Source organism: Mycobacterium sp. SMC-15 (assembly GCF_045310925.1).
Lineage (GTDB): Bacteria > Actinomycetota > Actinomycetes > Mycobacteriales > Mycobacteriaceae > Mycobacterium.
This window is the reverse complement of record NZ_JBJIAJ010000007.1, coordinates 256,907-276,428: the sequence shown is the minus strand read 5'-3', so window position 1 is coordinate 276,428 and position 19,522 is coordinate 256,907. Positions and strand designations below refer to the sequence as shown.

General features: G+C 68.3%; 19 protein-coding genes. 7 read left to right on the top strand and 12 right to left on the bottom strand.

What is annotated here, in order from left to right; genetic code table 11:
• Window positions 1–104: 104 nt before the first annotated feature.
• Window positions 105–1,928: a proteasome ATPase gene (gene arc / locus ACJH71_RS12995; protein ID WP_406758433.1), complete on the bottom strand. Its 1,824-nt coding sequence runs from the start codon at window positions 1,926–1,928 to the stop codon at window positions 105–107.
• Window positions 1,929–2,093: 165 nt separating this feature from the next.
• Between arc and ACJH71_RS12990 the strand changes: the two genes are divergently transcribed.
• The 4 genes from ACJH71_RS12990 (at window position 2,094) to ACJH71_RS12975 (ending at window position 5,206) form a co-directional block, all read left to right on the top strand.
• Window positions 2,094–2,588 carry a hypothetical protein gene (locus ACJH71_RS12990; protein WP_406758412.1) on the top strand — a complete coding sequence of 165 codons (495 nt, stop codon included), beginning with the start codon at window positions 2,094–2,096 and terminating at the stop codon, window positions 2,586–2,588.
• Between the two features lie 11 nt (window positions 2,589–2,599).
• The gene (locus ACJH71_RS12985) at window positions 2,600–3,133 is read left to right on the top strand and encodes a hypothetical protein (RefSeq protein WP_406758411.1); all 534 of its coding nucleotides are present in this window, start codon (window positions 2,600–2,602) and stop codon (window positions 3,131–3,133) included.
• A gap of 2 nt (window positions 3,134–3,135) precedes the next feature.
• A complete protein-coding gene (locus tag ACJH71_RS12980) occupies window positions 3,136–3,429 on the top strand; it encodes a DUF503 domain-containing protein (protein ID WP_406758410.1) in 294 nt (97 codons plus the stop codon).
• A 70-nt stretch (window positions 3,430–3,499) separates the two neighbouring features.
• On the top strand, window positions 3,500–5,206 hold the full coding sequence (locus ACJH71_RS12975) for a hypothetical protein (RefSeq protein ID WP_406758409.1): 1,707 nt from the start codon (window positions 3,500–3,502) through the stop codon (window positions 5,204–5,206).
• A gap of 4 nt (window positions 5,207–5,210) precedes the next feature.
• On the opposite strand, the gene ACJH71_RS12970 is transcribed toward ACJH71_RS12975, so the two are convergent.
• Window positions 5,211–6,047, bottom strand: coding sequence for a tRNA (adenine-N1)-methyltransferase (locus ACJH71_RS12970; RefSeq protein WP_406758408.1), 837 nt, complete (start codon window positions 6,045–6,047; stop codon window positions 5,211–5,213).
• Window positions 6,048–6,112: 65 nt separating this feature from the next.
• Between ACJH71_RS12970 and ACJH71_RS12965 the strand changes: the two genes are divergently transcribed.
• Together ACJH71_RS12965 and ACJH71_RS12960 are read left to right on the top strand one after the other, a co-directional pair.
• Entirely contained in the window at window positions 6,113–6,925 is an 813-nt protein-coding gene (locus tag ACJH71_RS12965) for a RecB family exonuclease (RefSeq protein WP_406758407.1), read from the top strand.
• Window positions 6,922–7,701 carry a thioesterase family protein gene (locus ACJH71_RS12960; RefSeq protein ID WP_406758406.1) on the top strand — a complete coding sequence of 260 codons (780 nt, stop codon included), beginning with the start codon at window positions 6,922–6,924 and terminating at the stop codon, window positions 7,699–7,701. Before ACJH71_RS12965 ends, ACJH71_RS12960 begins: the two co-directional genes overlap by 4 nt.
• Window positions 7,702–7,707: 6 nt before the next feature.
• On the opposite strand, the gene ACJH71_RS12955 is transcribed toward ACJH71_RS12960, so the two are convergent.
• The 5 genes from ACJH71_RS12955 to metH all read right to left on the bottom strand — a co-directional run bounded on the left by ACJH71_RS12955 (window position 7,708) and on the right by metH (window position 13,921).
• Complete coding sequence (locus ACJH71_RS12955; RefSeq protein ID WP_406758405.1) at window positions 7,708–8,190, bottom strand: DUF4126 family protein; 483 nt, start codon at window positions 8,188–8,190, stop codon at window positions 7,708–7,710.
• 70 nt (window positions 8,191–8,260) lie between these two features.
• On the bottom strand, window positions 8,261–9,121 hold the full coding sequence (hisG, locus tag ACJH71_RS12950; protein WP_406758404.1) for an ATP phosphoribosyltransferase: 861 nt from the start codon (window positions 9,119–9,121) through the stop codon (window positions 8,261–8,263).
• Window positions 9,122–9,123: 2 nt separating this feature from the next.
• Window positions 9,124–9,405, bottom strand: a complete 282-nt coding sequence (locus ACJH71_RS12945; protein ID WP_046284100.1) for a phosphoribosyl-ATP diphosphatase — start codon at window positions 9,403–9,405, stop codon at window positions 9,124–9,126.
• A 79-nt stretch (window positions 9,406–9,484) separates the two neighbouring features.
• On the bottom strand, window positions 9,485–10,186 hold the full coding sequence (locus ACJH71_RS12940; RefSeq protein WP_406758432.1) for an HAD family hydrolase: 702 nt from the start codon (window positions 10,184–10,186) through the stop codon (window positions 9,485–9,487).
• Window positions 10,187–10,195: 9 nt separating this feature from the next.
• Complete coding sequence (metH, locus tag ACJH71_RS12935; RefSeq protein ID WP_406758403.1) at window positions 10,196–13,921, bottom strand: methionine synthase; 3,726 nt, start codon at window positions 13,919–13,921, stop codon at window positions 10,196–10,198.
• Window positions 13,922–14,122: 201 nt separating this feature from the next.
• Here metH and ACJH71_RS12930 point away from each other — a divergent pair, with 201 nt between their 5' ends.
• Window positions 14,123–14,989, top strand: a complete 867-nt coding sequence (locus ACJH71_RS12930) for a PAC2 family protein (RefSeq protein WP_406758402.1) — start codon at window positions 14,123–14,125, stop codon at window positions 14,987–14,989.
• Between the two features lie 66 nt (window positions 14,990–15,055).
• On the opposite strand, the gene ACJH71_RS12925 is transcribed toward ACJH71_RS12930, so the two are convergent.
• The 5 genes from ACJH71_RS12925 to ACJH71_RS12905 form a co-directional block, all read right to left on the bottom strand.
• Window positions 15,056–15,934, bottom strand: a complete 879-nt coding sequence (locus tag ACJH71_RS12925; protein WP_406758401.1) for an SDR family oxidoreductase — start codon at window positions 15,932–15,934, stop codon at window positions 15,056–15,058.
• A gap of 29 nt (window positions 15,935–15,963) precedes the next feature.
• Entirely contained in the window at window positions 15,964–17,199 is a 1,236-nt protein-coding gene (gene mshC / locus ACJH71_RS12920) for a cysteine--1-D-myo-inosityl 2-amino-2-deoxy-alpha-D-glucopyranoside ligase (protein WP_406758400.1), read from the bottom strand.
• A gap of 24 nt (window positions 17,200–17,223) precedes the next feature.
• Window positions 17,224–18,009, bottom strand: coding sequence for a 3'(2'),5'-bisphosphate nucleotidase CysQ (locus tag ACJH71_RS12915; RefSeq protein WP_406758399.1), 786 nt, complete (start codon window positions 18,007–18,009; stop codon window positions 17,224–17,226).
• 70 nt (window positions 18,010–18,079) lie between these two features.
• Window positions 18,080–18,904 (bottom strand): SCO1664 family protein, encoded by an 825-nt coding sequence (locus tag ACJH71_RS12910; protein WP_406758398.1) that lies wholly within the window; start codon window positions 18,902–18,904, stop codon window positions 18,080–18,082.
• Window positions 18,888–19,481, bottom strand: coding sequence for a DUF3090 domain-containing protein (locus ACJH71_RS12905; protein ID WP_406758397.1), 594 nt, complete (start codon window positions 19,479–19,481; stop codon window positions 18,888–18,890). The genes ACJH71_RS12910 and ACJH71_RS12905 overlap by 17 nt, the downstream gene beginning before the upstream one ends.
• Between the last annotated feature and the right edge of the window lie 41 nt (window positions 19,482–19,522).

Below are 19,522 nucleotides of genomic sequence, written 5' to 3'. Positions count from 1 at the left end.
GCCTGCTCACCGACAATCACACCCCACCACAAACCCACGACCTAGCCGCCGCTTGACATAGGAGCAATGCACGCTCGCGGAAAGGGTTCGCGCCTGGTGCGCTACTACAGGTACTGGCCCAGGTTCGATTCGGTATCAATAGCACGACTGGCGCTGGAGCTCTTGCCGGTGACCAGGGTGCGGATGTAGACGATCCGCTCGCCCTTCTTGCCCGAGATCCGTGCCCAGTCATCGGGGTTGGTGGTGTTGGGCAGGTCCTCGTTCTCGGCGAACTCATCGACGATCGAGTCCAACAGGTGCTGGATGCGCAGACCCGGCTGACCGGTCTCCAGAACCGACTTGATGGCGTTCTTCTTCGCCCGGTCGACCACGTTCTGGATCATCGCCCCGGAGTTGAAGTCCTTGAAGTACATGACCTCTTTGTCACCGTTGGCGTAGGTGACCTCCAGGAACCGGTTGTCGTCGATCTCGGCGTACATCCGGTCGACGACCTTCTCGATCATCGCCTTGATGCACAACGCGCGGTCCCCGCCGAACTCGGCGAGGTCGTCGGCGTGCACCGGCAGCGTCTCGACCAAGTACTTCGAGAAGATGTCTTGCGCGGCTTCGGCATCCGGACGCTCGATCTTGATCTTGACGTCCAGGCGGCCGGGCCGCAGGATCGCCGGATCGATCATGTCCTCGCGGTTGGAGGCGCCGATCACGATGACGTTCTCCAGCCCCTCCACGCCGTCGATCTCACTGAGCAGCTGGGGCACCACCGTCGTCTCGACGTCCGAGGAGACGCCGGTGCCACGAGTGCGGAAGATCGAGTCCATCTCATCGAAGAACACGATGACCGGGGTGCCCTCGGAGGCCTTCTCGCGCGCACGCTGGAAGATCAGCCGGATGTGACGTTCGGTCTCGCCGACGAACTTGTTCAGCAGCTCGGGGCCCTTGATGTTGAGGAAGTACGACTTGGCCTCGTGGGCGTCGTCACCGCGCACCTCGGCCATCTTCTTGGCCAGCGAGTTGGCCACCGCCTTGGCGATGAGCGTCTTGCCGCAGCCCGGCGGACCGTAGAGCAGCACCCCTTTGGGCGGACGCAGCGCGTATTCGCGGTAGAGATCCTTGTGCAGGAACGGCAGTTCCACGGCGTCGCGGATCTGCTCAATCTGGCGAGTCAGGCCGCCGATGTCGCCGTAGCTGACGTCGGGCACCTCCTCGAGCACCAGGTCCTCGACCTCGGCCTTGGGGATGCGCTCGAAGGCGTAGCCGGCCTTGGTGTCGACCAGCAGCGAGTCGCCGGGGCGCAGCTTGCGGGGACGCCAGTCATCCGACAGCGCGTCCGGGTTGCTGTCGGGAAGGTCCGCGGCGACCAGCGGCTCGGCCAGCCAGACGATGCGCTCCTCGTCGGCGTGGCCCACAACCAGCGCGCGGTGCCCGTCGGACAGAATTTCGCGCAACGTGGATATTTCGCCGACCGACTCGAAAGTGCCGGCCTCGACCACCGTCAGCGCCTCGTTGAGCCGGACCGTCTGGCCCTTCTTGAGGGTAGCTACGTCGATGTTGGGCGAGATGTTCAGCCGCATCCGGCGGCCGGACGTGAACACGTCGACGGTGTCGTCTTCGTGACTGCCCAGCAGCACCCCGTAGCCGCTCGGCGGCTGACCGAGGCGATCGACTTCCTCACGCAGCGCCAGCAACTGCTGACGCGCCTCTTTGAGGGTGTCCATCAGCTTCGAGTTTCGCGCGGTCAGCGAGTCAATGTGGGCTTCGAGCTGACGCACGTCGCGGCCCACGCGGGCGGTGTCCTGCGGGGTGTTCTCGAGCTGTGCGCGCAGCACCGCGGCTTCGCGGCGCAGTTCCTCCAACTCGGCGAAGTCATCACCGGGCGTGCCCGGCCCCCCGGACGCGTCGAAAGTCTCAGGACGCGGCGAATCTTCCATGTTGCTCATGGTGCGCTCCTTTCCCGAACTGGAAGTTGAAGCGGCGGATACCCCAACGCTACCGGCCATTGTGCATTCGCGTGCTCTGTGGCAATCCGACACACCGGCTCCGCTGCTAGCCTCGCTCTCAAATCGGGTGATCAAAAGGGCCCAGAAAGGATCCGAATGAACATGAAATCCCTCGCCACGCGTGCGGCGGCGATCGCGGCCATCGGTGCGGCAGCCTCAGCTGTGAGCTACCTGGCAACGCCGGCACCCGCCGCCGCCGAGGCGCCGACGACGGTGTTCTTCGCCCCGCTGCCCTTGGACCCGGCCGCCGCTTTACCGGCCCCGGAGCAGTTGGCCGACGTGCTCAACACGCTGGCCGACCCCGGCGTTCCGGCCGCCGGAAAGTCCAACCTCGTCGAGGGCGGCCTGGGCCCCGTCGAGAGCGGTGCCATCGACCACCGGCTGCAAAAGGCCCTCAAGAAGGGCGCCCTCCCACTGTCGATCAGCGTGGCCAACGTCGCGCCGGCCGGTCCCGGAGCGGCCAGTGCCGACGTCACCGCGTCGGGACCGAAGCTGGAGCCGCACTCGGTGAACCTCACCTTCGTCGATCAGGGTGGCTGGAAGCTCTCCCGGTCCTCGCTGTTGTCGCTGTCGCAGCTGACGTCGAGCTGATCGCAGACGCCATGTGTAGTCACCGCATCGCCTGGCCCGCCGCCCTCGCGGCGGCCGTTCTGGCGATGTCGGGCTGCGGCGGCCACCAGCCGGCGGAGCCGGTGGCCGAGGTTCCGGTGACGTCGACGACGGTGCCTGTCCAGGCGCCGTCGTCGGCCTTGCCGGCGCCCGAGGCGTTGACCGATGTGCTGTACCGGCTGTCGGACCCCGAGGTCGCCGGCGCAGACAAGCTGGCACTGGTCGAGGGCGCCAAACCCGCCGACGCCGCAACCATCGACAAGTTCGCCACCGCACTCAAAGACGGCGGCTATCTGCCGCTGAGTCTGGAGGCCGCCGGTCTCGGCTGGTCGGACCGCAGTCCGGGCAACGTGACCGCCGATGTCACCGTCAACACGGCCAATCCCGCCACCGGCACGTTCTTCTTCCCGATGGAGTTCACACCGAATCACGGTGACTGGCAGCTGTCGCAGGCCACTGCCAAGACCCTGTTGGCGTTCGGCAACGCGCGGACCAGCAGCACAGAGCCGGCCCCACCGCCCCCCTGACCATGTGGATCGGCTGGCTCGAATTCGACCTGCTGCTCGGTGACGTGCACTCGCTCAAGCAAAAGCGCTCGGTGGTGCGCCCGATCGTCGCTGAGTTGCGGCGCAAATTCGATGTGTCCGCCGCCGAGACAGGAGCACCGGATCTGCACCGGCGCAGCGGAATCGGGGTGTCGGCGGTGTCCGGCGACCGCGGACATCTGGTGCAGATGCTCGACGCGGCGGAGCGGTTGGTGGCCGCGCGGCCGGAGGTGGAACTGCTGTCGGTGCGGCGGGGGCTGAACCGCAGCGACGACTAGCGGCAAAACTGGCCGAAACTGGCACAGCGAACCCGCGGTAAACCGCTCGCGACCGGCGCATACTCCGAGAATGCCCATCGAGCAACGGCTGATCGTCAGCGTCGTTGACGAGATACCGGATTCCATACCGATCATCACCTATCAGCGTGACGATCACTCGTGTAGCGGGGCGTGGTCACGCCCGAAAGTGCCAGCGCTGGTCTTCGCCGACAACTCCCACGACGGGTCGGCGGTGGCCTATCACCACGGCGTACTCGGCGGCGCCCACACGCCCGTGCAGCTGGTGTTCTGGGGAAGCTGGTGGAACGGCGCGGGTTCGGCTCAGCGCGGTCTGATCGAGTCCCGCACGCAATCCCTGTTAGCGAGCCGGTATTTCAGCGAGCTGGCGCAGTACTACATCGCCGGCGCCCCGACCTGGCGAGGTTCGCTCACCGTGATCTCCCCCGGGCCTCCACTGGGTGCGGTGGATTCCACCGTGGCGATGCGCAAGGTACTGGGGTTGATCGAAGACTCCATCGACGACGGTGTGTTCCCCGATCCCGACGACGGCCCGCGAATCGCCTTCATCGTGCTGATGCCGCAAGGCTTTACGGTGGCCGGCGGCGCCATCGCGGGTGCGCACTCGACGGACTACACGTTCGATTTCCCGTTCGACACCGATCGCTACTGGGCGGGCTGGGTGCGCTACTTCGACCCGGCGACCGAGGACATCGAGCTGACGATGTCGACGTTGGGCCACGAGCTGGTGGAGATCCTGACCGATCCCGAGGCGGACGGCTGGCGGCGGGAACCGCTGGACGGCAACTGCGAGATCTGCGACTGGAGCAATTCGACGGTCGGCGGCGGCCAGGTGCGGCAACGCGCCTGGGTCAACGACGTGCGGGTGCAGTCCTACTGGTCGGTCCGCCACGGCGCCACCATCATCCCGATCGACGACGACTACGGCGCGCAACTCGAAGCGAAGGTGTCGGAGACCAGCCGGCGTGAGGTGTCGCGGGGAACCCTGACCACCGACCCAGCCGTGCGCCGCGCCTGCGCGACCATCCCAGCGTGCTGCATCGCCGACAACCACTACGAGTACGTGTTGTACTCGGTGTCCGAGACCGCTCGGATCCGGCTGAACTGGACGCGTTACCGCACACCGCGCGCCAGCTGGAGCATCCGGGGAATCGCCGTATCCGGTTCGGGCACTGTGCAAGTGACACTTCCCGTGGACGGCTACAACGGCGAGAATCCGGTGACGTCGGTGCGGCGGGTGAGCGTCGGTTACACCGCGACGGACACCGTGCTGGATCTGACGGTGACCGATCCCGGCGGCAACTTCGATCTGCCGGTGAGCTGCAGCGTGACCGACACGTCGATCGTGGGGAACGTGGCGACGAACGTGATCGCCACGCCCAGCATCGTCGTCGGCTTCGTCGGGGCCGACCTGGTGGCCGACGCCAATTACCTGGCCGCACTGAGCCGGTGCTACAAGGCGATGCTGGACAAGTACAAGGTTCAGTACGAGCCCATGGGACGGCCGGGTCCGGGCGACCCGATCAAGTACGACCCGACCGTGCTCAACCTCGGGCTACCGGCCTATGCCGGACTGACCGGACACCAACAGCTTCAGGAGACCGGCAAGCTGATCCGTGCCGCGGCCTACCTGCTCGACACCGACGACGCCTACGCCTTTGTCGGACATCTGGTCCGCTCGCAGCCGGCGCTGGTGCGCGCACTGCAAACGCGCACCGAGACCGACGTGGTGGCCACGCTGCTGACGACGACGTCCTAAGCCGCTACGGACGTCCCCGTTTTTTCCCCAGCCGCGTCGGGGTGACGGTGTCCGGCGCCAACCGGCGGGCGCAGACCAGGAATGCGGTGTGGCCGCGCATCGCGTGCTGGGGGCGCACCGCCAGCCCGACGACGTTCCAACCGCGCTGCATGGTCTCCCAGGACCGCGGCTCGGTCCAGCACTGCTGCTCGCGCAGCGCCTCGTTCACCTGGGACAGCTGGGTGACGGTGGCGACGTAGATCACCAGCACCCCGCCGGGGACCAGGACTCGCGACACGGCGCCCAGCACGTCCCAGGGCGCCAGCATGTCCAGCACCACCCGATCGATCGACCCGTCCGGCAGGTCGCAGTCGGCCACATCGCCCATCACCAGCTGCCAGTTGTCCGGCTGGTGCCCGAGGAAGGTCTCGACGTTGGCGCGGGCGTGCACGGCATGGTCGTCGCGCAGCTCGTAGGAGATCACCTTGCCCTCCGGGCCGACCGCCCGCAGCAGCGACAGCGTCAGAGCCCCCGAGCCGGCGCCGGCCTCGAGCACCCGCGCCCCGGGGAAGATGTCGCCCTCGTGGATGATCTGCGCCGAGTCCTTGGGATAGATCACCTGCGCACCGCGCGGCATCGACATCACATAGTCGACCAGCAGCGGCCGCAGCACCAGGAACGGGTCCCCGTTGGCGGATTTGACCACGCTGCCGTCCGGCAGCCCGATCACCTCGTCGTGCGGAATGGCCCCGCGATGGGTGTGGAAGTCACCGCCGGGGACCAGCACCGTGGTGTAGCGGCGCCCCTTGGCGTCGGTGAACTGGGCCCGATCGCCCGCCTGAAAGATCCCGGATTCGGACACAGCCGTCCACCCTACGCAGCGTGTTCGAGCGGGGTTGTCGGCGCATACCCGTAGGGTTCGGGACTATGAGCAAGCCTGCGTTATCCCCGTCGCGGGCGGCCGACTTCAAACAGTGCCCGCTGCTGTATCGCTTCCGGGCCATTGACCGGCTCCCGGAACCACCGTCCATGGCGCAACTGCGCGGTTCGGTGGTCCACGGCGCCCTGGAACGGCTCTACGCGCTGCCCGCAGCCCAGCGTGATCCCGAGACCGCCCGGGACCTGGTGGCCCCGGCGTGGGAACACCTGATGAGCTCCGCCCCGGACCTGGACGCCGGGCTGGACACCGAGCGGCTCATGGCCGAGGCCCGCAAGCTGCTGGCCGGTTACTACCGGCTGGAGGATCCCCGCCGATTCGACCCGCAGAGCTGTGAACAGCGCGTCGAGGTCGAGCTGGCCGACGGCACCCTGCTGCGCGGCTTCGTCGACCGCATCGACGTCGCCGCGACCGGAGAACTGCGGGTGGTCGACTACAAGACCGGCCGGGCTCCCTCGGCGACCGGGCGGCTGTCCGAGGCCGCCGAGTCCAAGGCCCTGTTCCAGATGAAGTTCTATGCGGTGGCCCTGCTGCGGTCACGCGGCGTGATGCCCGCACGGTTGCGGCTGATCTATCTGGCCGACGGCCAACTGCTGGACTACTCCCCCGAGCACGCCGAGTTGCTGCGCTTCGAGAAGACGCTGATCGCAATCTGGCAGGCCATCCAAAACGCCGGCGCTACAGGTGATTTCCGCCCCCAGCCGTCACGCCTGTGTGACTGGTGCTCCCACCGCGCGCTGTGCCCGGCGTTCGGGGGGACCCCGCCGCCCTACCCCGGCTGGCCGGCCGACAGTGCGGCATGACCGGCAGCTATTACCGGCGCACGGATGGTTCCGACGGCACCGTTTACGAATCCACCGACCTGACCCGCAGCAACTGGGGCCAGATACAGCACGGCTCTCCTCCGCTGGCGCTGCTCACTCGCGAGATCGAGGGGCTGGTCGACGGATCGGGCCAGCGGATCGCCCGGCTGAGCCTGGACATCCTGGGGGCGATACCGGTGGCCCCGGTGCGGGTCGCGGCCCGGGTCCAGCGGCCGGGGCGGCGGATCGCTCTGCTGGAAGCCGAGATGTTCACCTGCGACGACGACCGGCCGGTGGCACGGCTGAGCGCCTGGGCGCTGGCCACCTCCGACACCACCGCGGTGTCCTCCGACCGGCACGCGCCGCTGATCAGCGGGCCGTCGTTACCGCCACCGGAGTGGTTCGCCCGGGCCAGTGGTTACGCCCATTCGGTGCGCTGGCGGGTCCAACAGGACGCGCCCGACGGCACGGCGGTCGCCTGGCTGAGTCCACAGGTGCACCTGGTGGACAGTGAGCCGACCACCGCCCTGCAGCGGCTGGCCATGGTGGTCGACTCCGCGAACGGCGTCGGCGCCGCACTGGACGTCGACGAGTACATGTTCATGAACACCGACACCGTCGTGCACCTGCACCGGATGCCGACCGGAGCGGATTTCGGGCTGCGAGCCCGCGCCTCCATCGGCCCGGACGGGGTGGGTGTCACCACCGCGGAGCTGTTCGACGCGGACGGCTTCTTCGGCACGTCGGCGCAGGCGCTGCTGGTGCAGCGACGCTGAGAAGGTTCAGACCACCGCGGTCAACGCGGCGATCGCCAGACCGCCCAGCACCGCGATGCTGTCCTCCACCAACGCGATCGGCAGGTCGTGCCCGCCGTTGGCGGCGACCAGGCGCTGCCGCACCCGGAAGCCGACCAGGGTGCCGATGACCGCGCCGATGATGCCGGCGCCGAGCGCGGTCCAGGGGTAGTTCCAGGCCGTGCCGAGCACCGCGCCGGCGAACCCGCCCAGCAGGATTCGCGCGGTGAACTGCATGGGCACGGTGCGCGCCGGTGTGCTGGGCAATTGGTCGGTGACGAATTCACCGACCGCCAGCAGCGTCAAGATGGCGACGGTCGCCGGATGGCTCAGCCACTCGACCCACGTCCCGTTCAAGTTGATCCACTGCAGCGCCGCGGCCCAGGCCATCACGGCCGGCGCGGTAAACGCGCGCAAGCCGGCAACGGCACCGATGAACAGCGCGAGCACCAGCACGATGAAATGCGTCACCACTACCTCCCGGGCCAGTCGAGCCGACCACCGGACGCTAACACGGCGAAGGCTCAGCTACCGGGACTGATCAAAATCGGCAGAATCTGATGTCCGAGGCGAGGATGGCCTTGGCTCCGATCGCGGCCAACTGGTCCATGATCGCGTTGACCTCGCGTCGCGGCACCAGCGCGCGCACCGCCGCCCAATCCGGGTCGGCCAACGGCGCGATGGTCGGCGACTCCAGGCCCGGGGTGATCGCGACAGCCTGCTCGAGCACCCCACGCGGACAGTCGTAGTCGAGCATCAGGTACTGCTGGCCGAACACCACGCCCTGCACCCGGGCGGCCAGTTGGTCACGGGCGGCGGCGGTCTCGGCGCTGCGGCCATTGGACGCGGCACCCTCGATCAACACCGCTTCGGAATCGCACAGCGACTCGCCGAAAGCCACCAGACCGTGCTGGCGAAGGGTGCGCCCGGAGCCCACCACGTCGGCGATCGCGTCGGCCACGCCCAGCTGGATCGAGATCTCCACCGCCCCGTCGAGCCGGATGACGGTGGCCTCGATGCCCTTACCGGCCAGATCCTTACGAACCAGGTTCGGATACGCGGTGGCGATGCGCTTGCCGGCCAGGTCCGCGGCGACCCAGTCCCGCCCGGCCGGAGCGGCGTAGCGGAATCGCGAAGAGCCGAAACCCAGCGCCAGCCGCTCGGCCACCGGCGCCCCGGATTCGGCCGCCAGATCCCGGCCGGTGATCCCGAAGTCGAGTTCACCGGACCCGACATAGATGGCGATGTCCTTGGGCCGCAGGAAAAAGAACTCGACCTTGTTGGCCGGGTCGATGACCGTCAGGTCCTTGGCGTCGGTACGGCTGCGGTAGCCGGCCTCCGACAGCATTGCCGCGGCAGCCTCACTGAGCGCCCCCTTATTGGGGACCGCAACACGCAACATGCTCACAGCTTCCCGTAGACGTCGGACAGCGTCAGCCCGCGCGAGATCATCAGCACCTGGGTCCAATACATCAACTGGCTGATCTCCTCGGCCAGGTCTTCGTCGGACTGGTGTTCGGCGGCCAGCCACACCTCGCCGGCCTCCTCCAGGATCTTCTTGCCGATCGTGTGTACACCGGCGTCCAGCGCCGCCACGGTGCCGCTGCCGGCCGGCCGGGTCGCGGCTCGCTCACCGAGCTCGGCGAACAGCTCCTCGAAGGTCTTCACGAGCAGCGATTGTTTCATGTCCGGTCAGCGGCGGTCACGGCAGTTTCGCTCCGCGGGGCTTCGGCTACCGCCGCGAGCGTGCACAGATGCACAGCTTTTACGGCGTGTCGGCGTGCAAACACGCACGCTCGCCGGAGGACGGGGCCAGCTGGGCGCAGATTTCGTGCAGGTCGCCCAGCCCGAGCCCGGTCAGGGAGGCCACCTGGTGGCGCCGAGGACCGGCCGGCACCGGCAGCGCATTGGGCACCACCAGCACCGCGCACCCGGCCGCCTCGGCCGCGGCGGCACCCGTCGGCGAGTCCTCCACGGCCAGACACCGGCGCGGATCCAGCTCCAGCAGCTGCGCGGCACGCAGGTAGGGATCCGGCGCCGGTTTGCCCGCGGGCACCTCGTCACCGCAGACCACCGCCGCGAAATAGTGCCGGCCGATGCTGCCCAGCGCCCGCTCGGCCAGCATCCGCGGGGTGTTGGTCACCAGGGCCGTGGGCATCCCCGCACCGGCCAGCTCCTCGAGCAACTCGCGGGCGCCCTCGCACCAGGGAAGGCCCGCGTCGAACAGCTCACCGGTGTAGTCGTGCAGCCAGCGCGCCGAGGCCGCCATGGCCGCCGGATCGGGCGGCAGTCCCAGGTCGTCGTAGACGATCCGCATGGTGTCCTCGGCACACCCGCCGACCGTGGACGCCCGGACTTCCGGGGTCAACACCCCGCCGAGGCGGTCGTAGAGCGCCTCCATCGCGACGTCCCACAGCTTCTCGGAATCGACCAGGGTGCCGTCCATGTCGCACAGCACCGCGCGCAGTACCAGGGCTCAGTCCTCCGGGTTGTAGCCGAGGTTGGAGGCGAGCCAGCGCTCGGCTTCCACCAAGGTCCAGCCCTTGCGCTTCGCGTAGTCGGCGACCTGGTCCTGGGCCAACCGGCCGATCACGAAGTACTGCGACTGCGGGTGCGAGAAGTACAAGCCGCTGACGGCGGCACCGGGCCACATCGCCATCGACTCGGTCAGCTCGATGCGGGTCCGCTCGTGGACGTCCATCAACTTCCAGATCGTCGCCTTCTCGGTGTGCTCCGGGCAGGCCGGGTAGCCCGGGGCAGGGCGGATTCCCTGGTACTTCTCGGCGATCAGTGCCTCGTTGTCCAACTGCTCATCCGGCTGGAATCCCCAGAACTCCTTGCGAACCCGCTGATGCATCCGTTCGGCGAAGGCCTCCGCCAGCCGGTCGGCCACCGACTCCAGCAGGATCGCGCTGTAGTCGTCGAGATCTGCCTTGAACTCCGCGATCTTCTCGCCGCTGCCGAGCCCCGCGGTGACGGCGAAGGCGCCGATATAGTCCGCCAGACCCGTTTCCTTGGGGGCGATGTAGTCGCCCAGTGACCGGTTCGGGATGCCGGCCCGGTGATCACCCTGCTGACGCAGGTTGTGGAACATCGTCAGCACCTCGGTACGAGTCTCGTCGGTGTAGACCTCGACATCGTCGCCGACCGCGTTGGCCGGGAAGAACCCGATCACCGCGTTGGCCGTCAGCCACTTCTCCTCGATCAGGGTGTCGAGCATCTGCTGGGCGTCGTTGTACAGCTTGCGGGCGGCCTCGCCCGAAGCCGGGTTGTTGAGGATGTCGGGGAAGCGCCCCTTCATCTCCCACGCGTTGAAAAACGGCTGCCAGTCGATGAACTCGCGCAACTCGGCGAGGTCGTAGTCAAGGAACTCCCGCACGCCGAGGCCCTGGGCAGGTACCGGCGGCGTGTAGCCGTCCCACTCGATCGGCGTCCGGTTCGCCCGGGCCTTCTCCAGCGGCACCATCGGCCGCTCGTTCTTCTGGGCGTGCCGTTCCCGCAGGGACGCGTAATCCTTCGCGGTCAATTCCAGCAGCGCCGGCCGCTGCTTGTCGTCGAGCAGCGCGGCCGCGACCGGAACCGAACGCGAGGCATCTTTGACCCAGACCACCGGACCGCTGCGACGCGGCGCGATCTTCACGGCCGTATGGGCACGCGAGGTGGTCGCGCCGCCGATCAGCAGCGGGATCTGGAGGCCTTCACGCTCCATCTCGGCGGCGAAGCCGGCCATCTCCTCCAGCGACGGGGTGATCAGGCCGGAGAGGCCGACGATGTCGGCGTTGTATTCCTTGGCCGCGGCCAGGATCTTCTCGGCAGGCACCATCACACCGAGGTCGACCACGGTGTAGTTGTTGCACTGCAGCACGACCCCGACGATGTTCTTGCCGATGTCGTGGACGTCACCCTTCACCGTCGCCATCACGATCGTGCCGTTGGTGTGCTCGGCTTCACCGGGCTGCTTCTCCGCCTCGATGTACGGCAGCAGGTAGGCCACGGCCTTCTTCATCACCCGGGCCGACTTCACCACCTGGGGCAGGAACATCTTGCCCGCGCCGAAGAGGTCGCCGACCACGTTCATGCCGTCCATCAGCGGGCCCTCGATCACCTCGATCGGGCGACCGCCCGCGGCGGCGATCTCGGCCCGCAGCTCCTCGGTGTCGGTCTCTACGTCGGCGTCGATGCCCTTGACCAGGGCGTGGGTGATCCGCTCACGAACCGGGAGAGATCGCCATTCGGCCGCCGCGGGATCTTCGGCCTTCTCTGCGGAGTTGAACCGTTCGGCGATCTCCAGCAGCCGCTCGGCGGCATCGGGGCGACGGTTGAGCACCACGTCCTCGATCCGGTCCCGCAGTTCGAGGTCGATCGAGTCGTAGGGCACCAGCGCGCCGGCGTTGACGATGCCCATGTCCAGGCCGGCCTTGATGGCGTGGAACAGGAACACCGCGTGGATCGCCTCGCGGACCGGGTTGTTGCCCCGGAAGGAGAACGACACGTTCGAGATGCCGCCGGAGATGTGCACCCCGGGCAGGTTCTCCTTGATCCAGGCGCAGGCCTCGATGAAGTCGATCCCGTAGGTGGCGTGCTCCTCGATGCCGGTCGCCAGCGCGAAGCAGTTGGGGTCGAAGATGATGTCCTCGGCCGGGAAACCGACCTGCTCGGTCAGGATCCGGTAGGCGCGCCCGCAGATCTCCTTGCGGCGCTCCAGGTTGTCGGCCTGTCCCTGCTCGTCGAAGGCCATCACGACCACCGCGGCGCCGTATTTGCGGCACAGCCGGGCCTCGCGGATGAACTTCTCCTCGCCCTCCTTCATGGAGATCGAGTTGACGATCGGCTTGCCCTGCACGTTCTTCAGGCCCGCCTCGATGACCTCCCACTTGGAGGAGTCGATCATCACCGGCACGCGGCTGATGTCCGGCTCGGACGCGATCAGTTTGGTGAACCGGTCCATCGCGGCGACGCCGTCGATCATGCCCTCGTCCATGTTGATGTCGATGACCTGCGCACCGACCTCGACCTGCTGCAGTGCGACCGACAGTGCGGTGTCGTAGTCCTCGGCCTTGATCAGGTTGCGGAACCGGGCGGAGCCGGTGATGTTGGTGCGTTCACCGATATTCACGAACAGTGAGTCGTCGGTGATGTTGAGCGGTTCCAGGCCCGACAGGCGGGTGGCCACCTCGATGGTGGGCAGCTCGCGCGGCGGCTTGCCCTCGACCACCTTGGCGATCTCGGCGATGTGCGCCGGCGCCGTTCCACAGCAACCCCCGACCATGTTGACCAGGCCCGCGTCGGCGAAGTCCGCGATGTAGGAGGCCTGAGCCTCCGGCGACTCGTCGTACTCGCCAAAGGCGTTGGGCAGGCCCGCGTTCGGGTAGCAGGAGATGTAGGTGTCCGCGATCCGCGCCATCTCGGCGATGTAGGGCCGCATCTCCGGCGCGCCCAAGGCGCAGTTGAGGCCCACCGCGACCGGCTTCGCGTGCCGGATCGAGTTCCAGAACGCCTCGGTGACCTGACCCGACAGGGTGCGCCCGGACGCATCGGTGATGGTGCCGGAGATGATGACCGGCCAGCGGCGTCCGCGCTCCTCGAACAGCGTCTCGACGGCGAACACCGCCGCCTTGGAGTTCAGCGAGTCGAAAATGGTCTCGATGAGCAGGATGTCGGCGCCGCCGTCGACTAGGCCGTTGGCGGCCTCGAGGTAGGCGGCGACCAGCTGGTCGTAGGAGACGTTGCGGGCGCCGGGGTCGTTGACGTCCGGTGAGATCGACGCGGTCCGCGTGGTCGGCCCGAGCGTGCCGGCCACGTAGCGGGGCTTGTCGCCGGTGCTGAACTCGTCGGCCGCCTTGCGGGCCAGGGCGGCGCCGGCGTAGTTCAGTTCGTAGCTGAAGTCCGCCATGTCATAGTCGGCGAGCGAGACCGCGTTCGCGTTGAACGTGTTGGTCTCCAGGATGTCGGCGCCCGCCTCGAGGTACTCGCGGTGGATGCCCTCGATGATCTGCGGTTGCGTCAGGGTCAGCAGGTCGTTGTTGCCCTGTAGCGCGGTCGGCCACTCGGTGAATCGGTCGCCGCGGTAACCGGCCTCGTCCGGGCGGTCCCGCTGAATCGCCGTGCCCATCGCGCCGTCGATCACCATGATTCGCCGGCTCAGCGCGGCCTTCAGCTCGTCGGTGCAGTCAGGCCGGATGTTGGGCTCAAAGGCATTCATGCGGGCTCCTTCCTTGGCGGAAGGCGTCCTTAACTCTGCCGAGCGTGGCGGTTACCGGCGGACCGGCGAACCGTTGCAACGCCTCTCGACGGTGAAAAGTCTACGTGGTCACCCAGCACGGGGACGAATACCCCAACCAACAAGCCGACTCAGCCGGTCCGGTGCGGCCCGTGATCTTTGCGCAGGCCTTACCCTGGCCTTGTGACCCGAGGAGATGACGGCGCTGCCCTTCCCGAACTGCACGACACCATCGTGGTGGCTGCGTTCGAGGGATGGAATGACGCCGGCGACGCCGCCAGCGATGCGGTGCAGCACCTCAACAGCATCTGGGAGGCCCGGCTGATCGTCGAGATCGACGACGAGGCCTACTACGACTACCAGGTGAATCGGCCGGTGATCCGCCAGCTCGACGGCGTCACCCGTGAGCTGGTCTGGCCGTCGATGCGCATTTCGCACTGCCGGCCGCCGGGCAGCGACCGCGACATCGTGCTGATGCACGGGGTCGAGCCGAACATGCGCTGGCGATCGTTCTGCGCCGAGTTGCTGGCGGTCATCGAACAACTCGACGTCGACACCGTGGTGATCCTGGGCGCGCTGTTGGCGGACACCCCCCACACCCGCCCGGTGCCGGTGTCCGGGGCGGCGTATTCGGCGGAGTCGGCGACCCGCTTCGGGCTGACCGAGACCCGCTACGAGGGCCCGACCGGCATCACCGGGGTGTTCCAGGACGCCTGCGTGGCGGCCGGGATTCCGGCGGTCACCTTCTGGGCGGCGGTGCCGCACTACGTCTCGCAGCCGCCCAACCCCAAGGCCACGGTCGCCCTGCTGCAGCGCGTCGAGGACGCCCTGGACATCGAGGTTCCGCTGGGCGACCTGCCGGCCCAAGCCGAGGAGTGGGAGCTGGCGGTCAGCGAGATGGCCAGCGAGGACGACGAGATCGCCGACTACGTGGCCTCTTTGGAGGAACGCGGCGACGCCGAGGTCGACATGACCGAGGCGCTGAACAAGATCGACGGCGATGCGCTGGCAGCCGAGTTCGAGCGCTACCTGCGACGCCGGCGGCGCTGAGCCGCCGTGCTCACGCGGCGGTCCCAGCTTCGGCTCTCCTCCGTCGAGCCTCGCTGAACCGCCGGGCTACTTCTCTTTTTCCCGGGCCTCGTTGTATGCACTGGTGGAGCGGCCCAGTGCGGCGACTTCGGCGTCCATCTTCGGGACGATGGTGGCGGCTCCCTTGATGAACGGGCCTTCCACCGGCCGCAGTGTCAGCACCGGCTTGAGCCAGCGGAACACCCCCACCCAGCCGGGGCAGTAGACGCGGCGGCGACGGCCCTCGATGCCCGCGACGAAGGCGTCGACACACTTGTCGACCGAGGTGGTCTTGTTCAGCGGCCACGGCAGTTTGCCCAGCATCTCGCCGAAGGCCCCCAGATCGGCCTTGGTGTCGCGAACCAACGGGGTGTCGATCCAGGCCATGTGCGCCGATCCGACCTCAACGCCCTGGTAGGCGACCTCCTGGCGCAGCGCACTGGCGAAGTGCTCGACCCCGGCCTTGGCCACGTCGTAGGACGCCATCCCGGCCAGCGGACTGAACGCCGCCAGCGAGGACACCACCAGCACATAGCCGCGACGCTCGATGACCGACGGCAGGGCTGCCCGCACGGTGTTGAACACCCCGATCACGTCGACGTCGATGACCCGCTTGAACGTCTCGGGGTCCACGTTCAGCACCGAGCCGTAGCTGGCGATGCCGGCGTTGGCGACGACGGTGTCGATGCCGCCGAAACGCTGCACGGCCTGCGCGGTCACCGATTGCATCGCGGCCAGATCACGCACGTCGGCGACGGCGGTCAGCACCCGGTCACCGAGATCATCGGCCAGCTTGTTCAGGGCGGCCTCATCCAGGTCCGTCACCACCACCGACGCGCCCTGGGAGTGCAGCCGGCGGGCCAGCTGCTCGCCGATACCGTGCGCGCCACCGGTGATGAAAATGACTTGGGAGTGAATCGAAGACATCTGCTCAACCTACCCCCGCCGTGGGTGGCCTACAGCGCCACTCCCAGCAGGGCATCGACCGCCGTGGCCACCAGCCGCGGTGCGTCGGCGTCGTGGCCGCCGTACTCCAATGCGTCGGTCGTCCAGCCGTCCAACGCGGCCAGCGCCTTGACGGTATCCAGGTCATCGGCCAGGTAGCGACGCACCCGGGCGATGGCGTCGTCGGCGTCCGGTCCCGCCGGAAGCGTCGTCGCGGCCCGCCAGCGCTCCAGCCTCGCCTCGGCCGCGGCGAGGGTCGCGTCGTCCCAGAACCGGTCGCTGCGGTAGTGCCCGGCCAGCAGGCCCAGCCGGATCGCGGCCGGCTCGGTCCCCTGGGCGCGCAGCTTGGAGACCAGCACCAGGTTGCCGCGACTCTTGGACATCTTGTGCCCGTCCCAGCCGATCATCCCGGCGTGCACGTAGTGCCGGGCGAAACGGCGTTCCCCCGTGAGGGATTCGGCGTGCGCGGCGGAGAACTCGTGGTGCGGGAAGACCAGATCGGAGCCGCCGCCCTGGATGTCGAGCCCGGAGCCGAGACGGCTCAACGCGATCGCGGCGCACTCGACATGCCAACCCGGCCGGCCGGCCCCGAACGGCGAAGGCCAGCTGGGCTCACCCGGGCGGGCCGCGCGCCACAGCAAGGCGTCGAGCGGATCGGACTTGCCGGCCCGCTCCGGATCGCCGCCGCGCTCGGCGAACAGCTCCAGCATGGTGGCGCGGTCGAATCCGGATTCGTAGCCGAACTGCTCGGTGGCGTCGGCGCGGAAGTAGATGTCGGGATAGTCACCGTCGACGATGTAGGCCGATCCGGCGGCCAGCATCTTCTCGACCACTTCCACGACCTCGTCGATGGCCTCGGTGGCCGCCACGTAGTCGCGGGGCGGCAGCACCCGCAACGCGGTCATGTCGGCGCCGAACAACTCGACCTGACTGGCCGCCAGCTCCTGCCACGGCACCCCGTCGCGCTCGGCGCGCTCGAGCAGCGGATCGTCGACGTCGGTGACGTTCTGCACGTAGTCCACCTGATGGCCGGCGTCGAGCCAGAGCCGGTGAATCAGGTCGAACACCAGATAGGTGGCGGCGTGGCCCAGATGCGTGGCGTCATAGGGCGTGATGCCGCAGACGTACATGGTGGCCGTCGGGCCCGGCGACACCGGGCGCACCTGCCGGTCGGCGGTGTCATAGAGGCGCAGCGCCGGGCCGCGCCCGGGCAGGACTGGAACGGCCGGCGCGGACCACGATTGCATGCCCACGACTGTAAGGCCCCTCTACTAGAGGACCGTCCGCCGCATCGCGTCCAACAGAATCGGCGCCACGTCGGGCCGGCACATCAGCAGGTCGGGCAGGTAGGGGTCGGGGCGGTTGTAGCGCAACGGCGACCCGTCGATCCGCGAGGCGTGCAGCCCCGCCGCCAGCACCACACCGGCCGGCGCGGCCGAATCCCACTCCCACTGCCCGCCGGCGTGCAAGTAGGCGTCCACCTCGCCGCGCACCACGGCCATCGCCTTGGCACCCGCCGAACCCATCAACACCGGCTCCACCGGCAGCACCTCGCGGATGAGTCGTACCACCGCGGGCATCCGGGAGGCGCTGACCGCGACCCGAATGGGGTTCGGCGGACCGGTCGGGGTGGCGGGCCGGGCGACCGTGTCGGTGCGGAAGACGACGTTGCTTCTGTTGTCGTAGGCCGGCAGCGACACCGCGGCGTCGGTGATCGCGCCAAAGCCGTCGGGGCCGCCACGCTGCCACAGCGCGATGTGCACCGCCCAGTCGTCGCGTCCAGGTTGGGTGAATTCGCGGGTGCCGTCGAGCGGGTCGACGATCCAGACCCGGTCCGACCGCAGCCGGACCAAGTTGTCCGGCGATTCCTCGCTGAGCACCGCGTCCCCGGGGCGCGCGTCACGCAGCCTGCGGATGATCAGCTGGTTGGCCCGACCGTCGCCGGTGTCGCCAAGGTGCCACGGCTGGGCAAAGCCCACCTCGTCACGCACCGCCAGCAAAAGCTTTCCGGCCTCGACTGCCAGTTCGGCGGCCAGCGCCGCGTCGGTCAGCGTCACGTCTGGCAGTATCCCCGACGCCCGCTGGTGCCGGATTCGCGACTGCGGCTAGCGGGCGGCCACGCCGTGTTCAGAACGCCGGCCACGGGATCGGGCGATGACGGTTCGGACCGGGCATCACCGGGTGATCGAGCAGGTCGGCGACGCGGCCGCGCAGGGCGGCGATCTCGTCGGCGGTCAGGTGTGGTTGCAGGCACGCCGCCAGCGGACCCTCCAGCGCCACCAACAGCCGCGCCAGGGCCGGCAACGCCTCGTCGTCCAGCGTGGCCACCGACTTGCCCGACCACCCCCACAGCACCGTGCGCAACTTGTCCTGGGTGTGCAGGCTCACGCCGTGGTCGACGCCGTAGACGCGGCCGTCGGTGCCGTGCAGAATGTGCCCGCCTTTGCGGTCGGCGTTGTTGATCACCACGTCGAAGACGGCGAGGCGGCGCAACCGAATGTCGTCGGCGTGCACCAGGGTGACCGGGTCGCCGTCGTGGCCATAGGCCTGCAACACCGGCAGGTAGCCCGCCGGAACGTGGTCGCCCGGAACCACGTCGACCAGGCCGGGCGGCGACGATACGTCATCTTCGTCGTCGTCTTCGGGCTGATCCACCCACCGCTGCACCATGCCCGGACCCGCCGGGCCGTCCCGAATGATGGTGTAAGGAACCAGATCCCAGCCCAGTTCAACCGATATCAGGTGCGCGCCGAGTTCGCGGCCGGCCAGGGTGCCGTCGGGGAAATCCCAGAGCGGCTGTTCGCCGGCGACCGGCTTGTACACGCAGTGGACGCGGTGCTCCCCCAGCGTCGCCTGGCACAGGAAGGTGGCGTTGCTCGCCGAGCGGATGCGGCCCAGGATCTCCAGTTCCCCGGAGCGCAACGTCTCCCGGTCGTCAGATATCTGCGTCATCGGGCTCGTCGTCGGGCCCGAAAGCGCCCCGCCGATAGCCGTTGGTGCGCACGCACATGTGACCGGCGGGGTCCAGCGGCTCGTCGCACAGCGGACAGGGCGGGCGGCCCGCCGAGATGACCCGGTTGGAGCGGGTGGCGAACTGGCGCGCGGACTCCGGGGTGAGGAACACCCGCACCGCGTCCGGCCCCTCGTCGGTGTCGTCGAGCACCACCGACGCGTCGAACTCGGCGTCACTGACCGCAAGCAGCTCCACCACTACCGTCTGCGCCTCGGAATCCCAGCCCAGCCCCATGGTGCCGACCCGGAACTCGGCGTCCACCGGCGTGACCAGCGGGTCCAGGTCGTCGATCTCGGTGGGTTCGGGCGGCACCGGCGTGCCGAATCGACGGTTGACCTCCAGCAGCAGCGCACCGATACGTTCGGAGAGCACCGCGACCTGCTGCTTTTCCAGCACCACCGAGACGATCCGTTCGTCGTGGACCGCCTGCAGATAGAAGGTGCGGTTTCCGGGCTGGCCGACGGTCCCGGCCACGAAACGGTCGGGAGTGCGGAAGACATGAATTGCTCGGGACATGGCATCTCCAAAATACCGGCAGTTGAGGCGGCCGACGGCAT